Source organism: Saccharothrix saharensis (assembly GCF_006716745.1).
GTDB lineage: Bacteria > Actinomycetota > Actinomycetes > Mycobacteriales > Pseudonocardiaceae > Actinosynnema > Actinosynnema saharense.
Map to the genome: position 1 here is coordinate 2,725,471 of NZ_VFPP01000001.1, position 12,202 is coordinate 2,737,672.

At 72.7% G+C, this 12,202-nt stretch carries 13 protein-coding genes; 7 read left to right on the plus strand and 6 right to left on the minus strand.

What is annotated here, in order from left to right:
• The first annotated feature begins 147 nt into the window (after nt 1-147).
• Nucleotides 148-1,536: an FAD-binding oxidoreductase gene (locus tag FHX81_RS11105; RefSeq protein WP_141977576.1), complete on the plus strand. Its 1,389-nt coding sequence runs from the start codon at nt 148-150 to the stop codon at nt 1,534-1,536.
• 9 nt (nt 1,537-1,545) lie between these two features.
• On the opposite strand, the gene FHX81_RS11110 is transcribed toward FHX81_RS11105, so the two are convergent.
• On the minus strand, nt 1,546-1,749 hold the full coding sequence (locus FHX81_RS11110) for a hypothetical protein (RefSeq protein WP_141977578.1): 204 nt from the start codon (nt 1,747-1,749) through the stop codon (nt 1,546-1,548).
• Nucleotides 1,750-2,066: 317 nt separating this feature from the next.
• Between FHX81_RS11110 and FHX81_RS11115 the strand changes: the two genes are divergently transcribed.
• Entirely contained in the window at nt 2,067-2,690 is a 624-nt protein-coding gene (locus tag FHX81_RS11115) for a peptidase inhibitor family I36 protein (protein ID WP_141977580.1), read from the plus strand.
• Between the two features lie 123 nt (nt 2,691-2,813).
• Here the strand turns inward: FHX81_RS11115 and FHX81_RS11120 are convergent, their stop codons facing one another.
• Nucleotides 2,814-3,371 (minus strand): EF-hand domain-containing protein, encoded by a 558-nt coding sequence (locus tag FHX81_RS11120; RefSeq protein ID WP_141977582.1) that lies wholly within the window; start codon nt 3,369-3,371, stop codon nt 2,814-2,816.
• A gap of 83 nt (nt 3,372-3,454) precedes the next feature.
• Between FHX81_RS11120 and FHX81_RS11125 the strand changes: the two genes are divergently transcribed.
• The 4 genes from FHX81_RS11125 to FHX81_RS11140 all read left to right on the plus strand — a co-directional run bounded on the left by FHX81_RS11125 (nt 3,455) and on the right by FHX81_RS11140 (nt 7,890).
• A complete protein-coding gene (locus FHX81_RS11125; protein ID WP_141977584.1) occupies nt 3,455-4,513 on the plus strand; it encodes an SDR family oxidoreductase in 1,059 nt (352 codons plus the stop codon).
• Nucleotides 4,510-6,192 (plus strand): fatty acyl-AMP ligase, encoded by a 1,683-nt coding sequence (locus tag FHX81_RS11130; protein WP_141977586.1) that lies wholly within the window; start codon nt 4,510-4,512, stop codon nt 6,190-6,192. The genes FHX81_RS11125 and FHX81_RS11130 overlap by 4 nt, the downstream gene beginning before the upstream one ends.
• Complete coding sequence (locus FHX81_RS11135; protein WP_141977588.1) at nt 6,185-6,430, plus strand: acyl carrier protein; 246 nt, start codon at nt 6,185-6,187, stop codon at nt 6,428-6,430. The genes FHX81_RS11130 and FHX81_RS11135 overlap by 8 nt, the downstream gene beginning before the upstream one ends.
• 188 nt (nt 6,431-6,618) lie before the next feature.
• Nucleotides 6,619-7,890, plus strand: a complete 1,272-nt coding sequence (locus tag FHX81_RS11140; RefSeq protein ID WP_141977590.1) for a glycosyltransferase — start codon at nt 6,619-6,621, stop codon at nt 7,888-7,890.
• 80 nt (nt 7,891-7,970) lie between these two features.
• Here the strand turns inward: FHX81_RS11140 and FHX81_RS11145 are convergent, their stop codons facing one another.
• The 4 genes from FHX81_RS11145 to FHX81_RS11155 all read right to left on the minus strand — a co-directional run bounded on the left by FHX81_RS11145 (nt 7,971) and on the right by FHX81_RS11155 (nt 11,185).
• Nucleotides 7,971-8,978 (minus strand): CU044_5270 family protein, encoded by a 1,008-nt coding sequence (locus FHX81_RS11145; RefSeq protein ID WP_141977593.1) that lies wholly within the window; start codon nt 8,976-8,978, stop codon nt 7,971-7,973.
• Nucleotides 8,971-9,492 carry an RNA polymerase sigma factor gene (locus tag FHX81_RS41955; RefSeq protein ID WP_170232012.1) on the minus strand — a complete coding sequence of 174 codons (522 nt, stop codon included), beginning with the start codon at nt 9,490-9,492 and terminating at the stop codon, nt 8,971-8,973. The genes FHX81_RS11145 and FHX81_RS41955 overlap by 8 nt, the downstream gene beginning before the upstream one ends.
• Nucleotides 9,493-9,512: 20 nt before the next feature.
• Nucleotides 9,513-9,710 (minus strand): hypothetical protein, encoded by a 198-nt coding sequence (locus FHX81_RS41960; RefSeq protein ID WP_170232013.1) that lies wholly within the window; start codon nt 9,708-9,710, stop codon nt 9,513-9,515.
• An 824-nt stretch (nt 9,711-10,534) separates the two neighbouring features.
• Nucleotides 10,535-11,185: a DUF2306 domain-containing protein gene (locus FHX81_RS11155; protein WP_425473883.1), complete on the minus strand. Its 651-nt coding sequence runs from the start codon at nt 11,183-11,185 to the stop codon at nt 10,535-10,537.
• Between the two features lie 191 nt (nt 11,186-11,376).
• Between FHX81_RS11155 and FHX81_RS11160 the strand changes: the two genes are divergently transcribed.
• Nucleotides 11,377-12,168: a TetR/AcrR family transcriptional regulator gene (locus tag FHX81_RS11160; RefSeq protein WP_141977599.1), complete on the plus strand. Its 792-nt coding sequence runs from the start codon at nt 11,377-11,379 to the stop codon at nt 12,166-12,168.
• Nucleotides 12,169-12,202: the final 34 nt, after the last annotated feature.

A 12,202-nucleotide genomic window follows, 5' to 3' on the forward strand; every position in this document is an offset into this window, starting at 1 on the left:
TCCGACGTGCCCCACCAGGTCCGATCGGGCGACACCGGACGGCCCGGGCGCGGTACGCGGTTACGCTGCTCTCCCGGCGGTCGCCACGACGGGTGCCGGTGCGCCGGTGGCTCGGCCGGCGCGGGTCCGGCGATCGGAGCAGCGGTGGTGGACCGGGACGGACGGCCGCTGGCCGACGCCATTCGCGCCGGATTCGGCGGCGAGCTGCTGGAGCCGGACGACGCCGGGTACGACCGGGCGCGCGTGGTGTGGAACGCCGTGGCGGACCGGCGTCCCGCGGTGATCGCCCGCTGCCGCGGGGTGGCCGACGTCCTGCACGCGCTGGCGGTGGCGCGGGAGTTCGGTGTCGAGGTCGCGGTGCGCGGCGGTGGCCACGACGTGGCGGGCAACGGCGTGAGCGAGGGCGGCGTCGTGCTCGACCTGTCGCCGATGAAGGGCGTCCGGGTCGATCCCGTGCGGCGCGTCGCCCGCGCCCAGGCCGGGCTCACCTGGGCCGAGCTCGACCGGGAGACGCAGGCGTTCGGCTTGGCCACGACCGGTGGGCAGTGCTCCGGCACGGGGGTCGCCGGCGTCACCCTCGGCGGCGGCATGGGTTGGCTCATGCGCAAGCACGGGCTCACCGTCGACAACCTGCTCTCCGTCGACGTCGTGACGCCCGACGGACGGCTGCTCACCGCGAGCGAACACGACAACAGCGAGCTGTTCTGGGGCCTGCGCGGAGGCGGCGGCAACTTCGGCGTCGCCACCGAGTTCGAGTTCCGCCTGCACCCGGTCCGCGAGGTCACGGCCGGACTGCTGGTCCATCCCGGCGACCGGCTGGCCGACGTCCTCGCCTTCTACCGCGACTACGCCGCGACCGAACCCGACTCCGTCACCTCGACCGTCATCGCCCTGACCGCGCCGGTGATGGCCGGCCTGCCCGAATCACTGCACGGCAAGCCGGCGGTCGCCATCGGCGTGTGCCACAGCGGTCCACCCGAGGACGCCGAACAGGCCCTGCGCCCGCTGCGCGAGTTCGGCCCACCGGCGGCCGACCTCATCGCGCAGATGCCCTACACGACGCTGCAGAGCATGTTCGACGGCATGCCCGCCGGCGACTACGGCTACCGCCAGAGCATCCGCTCCGGCTACCTCACCGAGCTGACCGACGACGCCATCGCCGCCCTGGTCCACCACGCCGGCACCGCCGTGTCGCCCCTGTGCCTGGTCGAACTGCTGCACCTCGAAGGCGCCGTCGCCCGGGTGCCGGAGGACGGCACCGCGTTCCCCGGCCGCGACGCGCGCTTCTTCTGCATGTTCCAGTCCACCTGGAGCGACCCCGCCGACACCGCCCACACCGCCTGGACCCGGGCAGCCTGGAACGCCTTCGCCCACTTCACCGACGGCCGCACCCACCCGAACTTCCTCGACGCCGACGAACCCGCCCACCGCGTCACCGACGCCTACGGCCCACCCAAGACCGCCCGCCTGGCCGCGCTCAAGCGCCGGTACGACCCCACCAACTTCCTCCACCTGAACAAGAACATCCGCCCGTAGCACCGGGCTTCACGTGTTGTGGACACGAAGGACGGCACGCACGGGCAACTCCTTGTCCTCGTGCCGCACCCCGATCACCACCGAGGGGCGGCCGGCCCGCCAGTCGACCTGGTGGTCGGCCCCGAACCCGTCGTCGAACTCCGACTGGACGGCCTCGCCGCCTCGCCACTCGCCACCGGCACGCGCGCCGGACAGCGCCCCCAGCCGGTCCACCCGGTCACGAGCCCGCCCGAGCGCCCGGTCGAGATCCTCGTAACCGTCGGGCTCGATCGATCACCCTCCGGGCCGCGTGCACCGACGATCGTCCGATCAGCCGCCACTCGACCACCCGATCCGGACTGACCACTGTGGACCGTTCGAGGGGCCGCGCCGGGCAGCACCCCGTCGGCCCGGCCACGTGCGGTGACGTGGCCGCGCCAGGCCTTCCCGATCGAGTGGAGTAGCGGTTCACCCCGTACTGGCGCAGGTGCGATTCGGAGACCCTCACGAGTGGGCGCGACGCGTGCCCGACCGTCTCCGAGGAGGGGAACATGGGAGTCACATCCAGTACTCGCCGGATGCTCGCGAGGTGCGGTGCCGTCGTCACGGCGGCGTTCCTGGCGGCCTCGGTCCCACCGGCGGCGGGGGCGGCGCCGGGTGGACCGACCGGTCCGCTCGCGCCCAGGATGGAGCAGCTGCTGGCCGAGCACCCCGGTGGTGTCCAGGTCAGTGACAACGCGCTGGCGTGGGACCGCGGCCGGGTCGTGCTCGTCATGCCCTCGCCCGGTGAGGCGGTGGCGCCCAGGGGCCTGGGGCGCAACCCCCGGGGTCGGCAGGTCCGGTCGATGGGCTTGGCGGACCTCGCCGACCCGTCCGGGACGAGGGACGTGCACGGCTGCCCCTCCGGGGCGACGAAGAAGGACAACTACTGCTTCTACGGCGACCGCGACTTCGGCGGTGACCGGTGGCAGTTCGCCGAAACGTGCGCCGACCAGGCCGGCGACTGGGGCTTCTCGCGCAAGACGTCGAGCTGGGTCAACACCGACACCGACAAGACCATCGTCGCGTACGACGGCAACACCCGGTTGTGGGACGAGCCGGAGAACAGCGTCTCCAAGTACGTCGGCGCCACCAACAACGACAGGCTGACGCGGTGGGACTGCCGGGGCCAATAGCGCGACCCGCAGCGGAGTGCGGTGCCGCGCTCCGGTCGGCATCGATGTCCGACCGGAGCGCGGCACCGCCGGCCAGATCCCGCCGGGTGTGCGCAGGCGCGGTCCGCGCCCGGCGGGTCGGTATCAGACCGCGATCGGTCCGAAGATCCAGTTCCCCCTGGCGTCCTCCTCCGCGCTGCGGAAGAACTGCTCGTTGGCGGCGTGCAGTTCGGCGCGCTCGAGCGAGCCGTTGCCGTCCAGGTCGAGCTTGTCGAACGCGGCGTTGCCCGCCTCCTCGGACAGGCGGAAGGCGCTGGCCGCCATGCGCACGTACTCGGTCCTGGTGATCCGACCGTCGCCGTCGACGTCCATCAGGTCGTAGAAGGCGTCGGCGACCGGTGCGATGTGGGTGCGGTAGCCCTCCTCCGACGTGGTCACGAACCGGTCCATGCCCGAGGAGTACTCGGCCACGTCGACGCGGTCGTCACCGTCGGTGTCCATCGGACGGGTGACCGTCTCCCACAACCGGTCGTAGCGGCTCCGGAGGAGTTCGCTCTCGGGCGAGCCCGGCGCGTACCCGAAAGCGGTGACGAGCCGGTCGGCGGACGCCGTGTAATCCATCCTGTCGATCGTGCCGTCGTCGTCCACGTCCAGCAGGGCGAAGAGGTGTGCGAGTTTTCGCTTCAGCAGTTCGTTGAGCATGGCATGCGACCCTTTCCCGAAGGTGCATTACTCTGACGACGTGAACGCTAGTGTCCACCACGCGACCACGCGAAGGTTGCTGGATGGCTAATCATGTGGTAGACGGCGCGAACGGATTCGTCGCCTCCCATCTCATCGGCGCGCTCGTGGCGCGCGGCGACTCGGTGATCGCTTTGGCGCGGGCCAGTGAGGAGGTGGTCCGCAGGAAGGTCTCCGACGCCTTGGCCACGCTGCACCTGAACCCCGACCTGGCGAAGAAGGTGCAGTTCAGGACGTTCTCGCTGGGCGATCCCGCGCTGGGCACGGCGGCGCCCGACGTGTTCGCCGAGCCTTGCACCTACTGGCACAGCGCAGCCCTGATCACGTTCTTCCCGCGGCGCGAGGCCGAGTTGCACGCCGTCAACGTGGTCGGTTCGGCCAACGCCGTCACCGCGTTCACCAGGCACGCGAAACCCGGGTCGCGTTACGTCCACGTCAGCACGGCTTACCAAAATGGAACCACGCACAGTAGAACGTTGGAGCAATGGCCTGAATACGGTCACCCGTCCGAGTTCAGGAATGACTACGAGCACTCCAAAAGAGCGGCCGAAGTCGCCCTCTCGCAGACCGGGTTAGCACGAAAGAGTGTCGTTTTGGTCACCCGGTTGGGCGTCATGGTCGGTCATTCCGGAACCGGTCGGGCGTTGTCCGACCTCGGGCTCTACGACTTCCTCCGGGTGATCGCGCTGTTCGCGAGGCGCACCCCCGGCGAACGCGTCCGCTTCGTGTGCCACCCGGGGGCGGCGCTGCACCTGACCCCCGTGGACGGCACGGTGGACCGGATGCTGGCGCTGGCGGACGGCCCGCTCGACCGGCCGGTCCGGCACCTCGTGCCCGCCGTCGCCGTGCCGGTGACCGACCTGTTCGCCGCGATCTCCGCCCACCTGCCCGTCGAGCTGGTCCCCGTCACCGCCGAGGACGTCGAGGCCGAGCCCTTCACCAGGTTCGAGGCGATCGTCAACATGCGGTGCAAGTTCACCTCGCCCTACCTGCGCCACGAGTACGAGTTCGAGTCCCGCGCAGACGCCCAGCCGCCACCCGTCACACCCCGGATCCTCGACCTGCTCATCTCCTGGTACGTGCGTGAAGGGCTGCCCGAATGACGGACTTCGTCACCCGCTTCCGCGCCCACCCGCGCCCCGACCGGAAGGTCACCTACCTCTCCGACGGGCGTCCGGCGACCGAACTGACCCACCTGGAACTCGACCGGAGGGCCAGGGCCGTGGCGGCCTGGCTGACCGGATCGGCACCGGAGGGCGCGCCGGTGCTGCTGCTCTACCCCGCCGGGCTGGACTTCCTGGTGGCGTTCCTCGGCTGCCTCTACGCGCGCGTCGTGGCGGTGCCCGCGCCCCTGCCCCTGTCGGGCGCCTCGCGGGCGGACCGGGTGGACCGCCTGCTCGCGGACTCGGGTGCGCGGATGGTGCTCACCGACGAGGCGCACGTGGCCGCGCTGGGCGACCTGTCGGCGCGGACCTTCGAGGAGACCGCCGTGCCCGACGCCGGGGAGCCACCGCGGGCGCCGGACCCGGACACCGTCGCCTACCTCCAGTACACCTCCGGGTCGACCAGCGTGCCGCGCGGCGTCGAGGTCACCCACGGCAACCTGACGCACAACCTGGAGGTGTTCGGGAGGGTCAGCGGCGAGGTCCCCGTCCGGCGCATCGGCGGTTGGCTGCCGCACCACCACGACATGGGACTCGTCGGGCTCCAGTTGCAGGCGCTGCACGCGGGAGCCGACCTGGTCCTGCTCTCCCCGGAGTCGGTGGTCGCCCGCCCGATCCGCTGGCTGCGCGCGATCAGCGACCACCGGGTGGACTGGACCGTGGCCCCCGACTTCGGCTACGCGTGGGCGACCCGCCGGATCGGCGACGAGGACCTCGCCGGACTCGACCTGTCCTGCCTGACGATGGCGGTCAGCGGAGCCGAGCCGATCCGGATCGCCACGCTCGACGCGTTCGCCGACCGGTTCGCGCCGGTCGGGTTCCGGCGCACCGCGCTCAACCCGGGCTACGGGCTCGCCGAATCGACTTTGGTGGTCACCTGCACGTCACGGGGCCGCGGGCCGACCGTCCGCGCGTTCGCCCCGGCGCCCCTGGCCACCGGCCGGGCCGTGCCCACGTCGGACGCCGGTGGTGTGCCGCTGGTCGGGTGCGGCGAGCCGGGCGACATGGCGGTGCGGATCGTCGACCCGGTCACCGGCTCCGAGGTGGACGACGGCACGATCGGCGAGATCCGGGTGGCCGGCCCCAGCCTGGCCGCGGGCTACCACGGCGACCCCGCCGCGACGCGCGCCACGTTCGTCACCGGCCCCGACGGCCGGTGGCTGCGGACCGGCGATCTGGGATTCCTCCTCGACAACCAGCTCTACGTCACCGGACGGCTGAAGGAGATCATCATCATCCGCGGCCGCAACCTCTACCCGCAGGACGTCGAGCACGCCGCACGGGAGGCGCATCCCGACGCGGGCCGAGGCGCCGCCTTCGGTGTGCGGGACGAGGAATCCGGCGAGCACGTCGTGCTGGTGCAGGAGCTGCGCCGCGCCTCCCGACCCGACCCGGCCGATTTCGCGCAGGTCGTGCTCGACGCCGTCACCAAGCAGTTCGGCGTGCCCGTGAGCATCGCGGTCGTCCGCCCGAACACCATCCGCCACACCACGAGCGGCAAGGTGCGCCGAGGGCACATGCGTGAGCTGTTCCTCTCCGGCGGACTGCCGATCCTGCACCGCGCGCTGTCCCCCGCGGTCGCCGCCACCGTCGCCGCTCCGGAGGAGAGCCATGTCTGACGACACGTTGCGGGCCTGGCTCGTCGACACAGTGGCGGGCTACCTCAAGCTGCCGCCGTCCCAGGTCGGCACCGACGTGACCCTGCGCTCCCTCGGCCTCGACTCCGTGCACGCCATGGCGTTGTGCGTCGACATCGAGGATCGCTGGGGCGTCCTCGTGGAACCCACACTCGCCTGGGACTTCCCCACCATCGACACCATCGTGACCCACCTCGCCCCGCTGACGAGCGGCGAGTGAGCCGCGGGACCCGGTGCCTCGAAGCGCTCGCGGGCACGAGGGCCCTGACCTCGACCACCTGATCCGGATCCCCAACAGCGCGGTGGCTTCGGCGGTGCGCTCGGTGTCGGGTCGTCGAGGTGGTGCAGGAGCCCGGGTGAGGACCTCGCGGGCCGATCGAGCCCCGGCGCTACCTTTGCGGTCCTGTCGTGGAGTGGAAGGGGTCGCGGATGCGGGTGTCCGTGCTGACCGCCGGGTCCAGGGGTGACGTCGAGCCGTTCCTCGCACTGGGCGGGCGGTTGCGCGCGGTCGGGCACGGTGTGCGGTTGGTGACGCACCGCGAGTTCGAGCTCGCCGTGCGTGCCGCGGGGCTCGACTTCGCCGAGCTGCCCGGCGACCCCAAGGCCACCCTCGCCGGGCCCGAGGGGCAGGCGCTGCTGGCCGCGCGGAGCCCGGTCACGCTGGTCCGGCGGCTGCGCGAGGTGGTCGGACCGGAGCTGCGCGGGTCGCTGACGGCGGCGATCGAGGCGTGCCGCGACGCCGACCTGGTCGTCCACTCCACGCTGGTGGCGTTCGGGCCGACCGTGGCCGAGCACCTGGGCGTGCCCGTCGTGGCCGCCCACCTGTCCCCCAACACGCCGACCGGGGCGTTCCCGATGACGGCCCTGCCCAAGCCGGTGCCCGCCGTCCTCAACCGCGCCACCTGGAGGTTCTCCGAAGCCCTGCTGTGGCGCGCCTTCCGCCCGCTGCTGAACGACCAGCGCGCCGACCTCGGCCTCCCGCCGTTGCCGCGCCGCACCCCGCCGCCGCGCGACCGAGCTCCCCGCCTGTACGGCTTCAGCCCTTCCGTGGTCCCACCCCCACGGGACTGGACGCCGACCGACCACGTCACCGGCTACTGGTCCAGGGATGCCGACACCGCTCTGCCGCCCGCCCTGACCGACTTCCTGGACGCCGGCGAACCCCCGGTGTACCTGGGCTTCGGCAGCATGCCCGATCCGGACCCGTCCGCCGCTACCGAGCTGCTGCTCACCGCAGCCCGCCGGGTCGGCAGGCGAGCCGTGCTGCTGTCGGGCTGGAGCGGTTTGCGCCTGTCCGACACGAGCGACGACGTGCTGGTCGTCGACGACGTCCCGCACCGCGCGCTGTTCCCGCGCTGCGCCGCCGCCGTCCACCACGGCGGCGCGGGCACCACGGCCGCGGCGGTGCTGGCCGGCATCCCGTCGGTGGTCGTGCCGTTCTTCGCCGACCAGTTCTTCTGGGGCCGCCGCGTCACCGAACTGGAGGTCGGCGCCACCACCCCGGCCCGGGACCGCGTGACGGCCGACGCCCTCGCCGACGCCCTGCGCGCCGCCCTGTCCCGCGCCCGACCGGCTCGTGCCCTGGGCGACCGCGTGGCGGCCGAGGACGGCCCGGGCGCGGCGGTCACCGTGCTGGAACGCCTGATCCAACCGGCGCCGTCGGACATCCCCAAGCGGTAGCGGGGATGAAGTGAACCGAGGGGGTGCGGCCACCGGCCGCACCCCCTCGCCGTCCCACCGAACCGCGGGCGGTCCGGACCTCAGGGGCGGACGCCGATCCCGTCGACCACGGCCGTCGTCACCGAACCGGACCCCACGACGGTCCCGGCCGGCAGGGTCCCGTCCGACTCGGTCAGCACGCGGCGGTCGCCGATGAACTCGCCGGTGGCCGGGTCGACGATGACCTCCTGGCGGTCGTCGCCGTCGGTCACGGCCAGCGCGACGCCCCGCCTGCCGTCGAGGTTGGCCGACTGGTCGACCACCTCCAGGCCGGGCAGCAGCGCCAGCGCCCGGAACAGCGCGGCCCGCAGGTCGGCGGGCACCTTGCCGCTGCGCAGCAGGTCGGAGGCGAGGACCAGCGCCTCCTGGTGGTCGCTGGACCCGCGTCCCCGACCGTCCGCCAGCAGGCGCTCCAGCAGCGCCTCCGGCGCGCGGGGCAGGCCGGCCAGGAACCGGGCGTTGGGCTGCTGCCACGTCCCCGGGTCCTCCTGGCACTGCCGGTCGCACCGGCCGCGGACCTCGTTCTGCTGCGCGGGCCGCAGGTCCACCCCGGCGCTGCGCGCCTGCTCCTCGGTGCCGACCAGCCAGTCCCGCCGACCGGTGTCCCGGGGACGGACCAGGTACTCCTCGCCCTCGACCGCGGGCAGCCACACCTCCAGGACCTCCTCGCCCAGCCACCGGAAGTCCTGCCCGCCCTGCCGGGCCTGCACCGCGGACCGGCCGCGGCTGATCGCGTACCGGTACTGGCCGGGGCCCAGCACCGGGTCCGTCGTCGTGATGGCCTCCGCCGCCCTGGTCAACGCCTGAGCCGCCTCGGCGGTCGCGGGCGTCGGACCACCCAGCGCCACCTGGGCCAGCACCCCGCCCGCGGCCAGCGCGGCGATGCCCGCGGCGGCACCCCACCACCGCCGCGCCGGCCTGCCCGCCGGCCGTCCGGCCGCCGTGAGCGCCAGCACCTTCTCCCGGTTGACGGCGAAGCTCTCATCGGTCATCCGAGCCGTGTCGCCCCGCACGTCCCGCACGACGCGGTCCATCTCGTCCTCACGCACCGCGCGCCTCCTCGGTCCTCAGCTTCGTCCTGGCCCTGTGCAGGCGCGTCCGCACCGTCTGCTCCTTGATGCCGAGCACCTCCGCGATCTCCACCGCGGTCAGCTCGGCCCACGCCACGAGCAGCAGCACGTCGCGCTCCTCGGCGCGCAGCCCCGCGATGGCCTCGGCCATCCGCCGGGCGCGCACGTCCGCGTCCACGCTCTCCGCGACCCGGTGGTCGACCTCGTCCTGGGTGGACCGGCGGCCACCGTCCCGCGCCCAGGCCCGCAGCCGGGTCTCCTCGGAGCGGTGGTGCCGCCGCAGCAGGTTGGTGGCTATCCCGTACAGCCACGCCTTGGGCCCGGCGCGGGTCGGGTCGAACCCCGCCCGCTGCTCCCAGGCGACCAGGAACACGTCGGCCACGAGGTCGTCGGCCACGGCCGTCCCGGCCCGCCGGGCCAGGTAGTGGTGCAGCGGGCGAGCGTGGGCGTCGTACCAGGCAGCCAGCGCTTCCGGCCCGTCCAGCCGTTCCACCGGGGGACTCCTCCTGCGCGTCACTGGGACGCTGTCGGTTCGCACGGAACTGATTGCCGCTCGCCGCCGCGAGCGTTCCCGCGCTGCCCGTCCTCGATCCCGTACCCGAGCCCGGTCAGCTGCCCGCCGCCGTTGCCGCTCCACGACCGCGCCGGGCAGCCGACCCGGCGGGCTTGGGCGGCGGCCGTGGTGGCGTCCTCGTCGAAGAACGTGATCATCCGCGATCCGTCGTTCTCCGGCTGGGCCGATGACGCCGGCAACGCGGAGTCCGGCTCGCGGCGAAGATCCCGATCTGATCGGCCCCCGGCGACAACCAGTTGAGCGGCAGCCGAGCACGACCCTGTTGCGGTCGCCTCTCAGCCCGGAGTCGATCACCCGAGGTCGGACATCGCCGGGGAACACCATGCGAGTCGGCTACCCCCGCAGGTTGCGAACGGTGTCGGTCGGCACCTACGCCTACACCGCTGCACTGGTCACCGCGAACCTGCGGTGGGGCACGAACGCGACGGCGTACCGGTTCTTCGAGAACGGCGTGCTCGTGGCGGAGGGGGCCGCTCACGGTCGCGACCCCCCGGGCCGAGCTACCCGTTACCGGCAAACCTGCGGGCTCCTCCCTCTACCGCGCCGAGTTCGTCAACGCCGCGGGCGTGAGCACGAGCGGCGACGTCCGGGTGGACGTCGGGCCGTAGCGACCAGGACCGTGCCTCCCGTGCGGCTTCCCGCGCGAGGCGCGGTCCGTGATCAGCAGGTGCTCGGGTGCTGTCGACCATGGTGATGTTGCGGATCCCCGAGTTGCCCGCGATGTCCGCGGCCACGCCGGGCGGCTGCGCTGTAGGTGGGCGATGCCGATCCTCACGCCACCAACCCGATCCCCGGCCCGCTCGCGTCGGCGCCGAGCTGGACCAGGGCAAGACGTTCGTCGCTCACCCCCGCGGCGTTGCCCCCGCGTGCGGTTGATCATCGCCGACGGCAAGGGGCGTGGTCGTGCGGTCCGCTGCGCCGCCACTCGCATCACCGACCTGGCCCGAGCCGTTCTCGCCCTTCATCCCGTGGCTGGTTGAGGTCGGAGAGTGCTCAGGGAGGCGCCACCGGGTTTGCGGCGTTCCAGCAGCCAGTCCGTGAGCAGCAGGAGGAGCAAGGGGCTGAGCCAGACCCCGATGCTCGCGGCGCTGTGCCGCATCAGTTCTTCGCTGCCGCCGAAGGTGGTGTCCACCCGGGGCATGAGCACGATCGTGGCCACCACGTTGACGACCCGGCTCAGGACGATCGACATGGTGAGCGCGAAGCTGCGTGACATCCACTTGCGGTGTTCGCCGTAGCGGCGCCGGCGGGCCATCCGCAGCGCGGCGATCGTGACCGCGAGCCACAGCGCCGAGCCCACGAGGTTGGCCACCCGCACGGAGGGACCGGCCGCGGTGTGCCAGCCGATGTACAGGCCGAGCAGCCCGGCGGGCAGCACCCCGCCGAAGACGTAGACCCGGCCGGTGATCCGGTGCCCCCGCCGGTGTCGCGCGCGGAACGCGGGCCAGATCTGGAAGCAGGCAGTCGCCATCGCGACGCTGCCGAAGAGGACGTGCGCGACGAGCAACGGGTAGTAGAGGTCGTTGCCCTCCGGCGGTCGCAGGCGGGAGAGGGACGGGTCGAAGGTCAGGTAGGGCGGCACCGAGAAGGCCAGGAACGCCGCGACCACCATCAGCAGCGGCACGATCCAGGGGCGGCGCCACCAAGCTCGGGTGCAGCGAGGCGGAGCCGCCGGAGGTGTGTTCGTCGTGTGGGTCATGGCGATCCGATCGTGGTGAGGGGAGCGAAACTACGTACACCATACATAATAGTGTGCGGCATACATAGTTTTAGAATGGCGGAGGCACACGGACGGGATGGCACATGGCGACACGTGACAGCAAGGGCCCTGACCTGCAACGCAGCCTCACGCTGCTGTGGTCGGGACACTCCCGGGGACAGCGCGGACCCCGGCCGAAGCTCACCGTGGCGCAGATCGCCGACGCCGCCATCCGGATCGCGGACGCCGACGGCCTGGAGGCGCTGTCGATGCAGCGGATCGCCGCCGAGATCGGCTACTCGACGATGTCCATCTACAACCACATCCCGAGCAAGGACCTGCTGCTGGAGGTCGTGACCGACATCGCTGCCGGGCGACCACCCGAACTCGACAGCACGAGGGGCTTCCGGCACGCGGTCCGGCAGTGGGTCGGCGCGCTGTGGGCCGGCTTCCAGGCCCGCCCCTGGCTACTGCGGGTCCCGCTCGACCACGCACCGATCGGGCCCAACCAGCTCGCATGGCTCGACCGCCTGCTGCGCCCCTTGCTGACGGCCGGCCTGGCGGGTGGCGAGGCGAGGGCGGCGGCCCTGCACCTGACCGCGGTCGTGCGCGGCACAGCCCAGATCAGCATGGACATGACCGGTGCGCACAAGACCGCCGGAGGGTCGCCGCACAACGAAGCCGAACTGGCGCACGCACTCGCCGAGCTCATCGACCCGACCGGCTACCCCGCGCTGGCAGCGGTCCACGCCGCCGAGACCGCCGGCGACCACGCCGGACCCGAGCGGTTCGACGGGGACGCGCTGCCCGTCGAACTCAGCTTCGGGGTGGACCGGTTCCTGGACGGCGTCGAGGCCTGGGCAGCGGCGGAGGCTCGCCGTGCCGGGAGCAGCTGAGCGACCCGCATTCTCGTACCGGCCCTTCGACCGG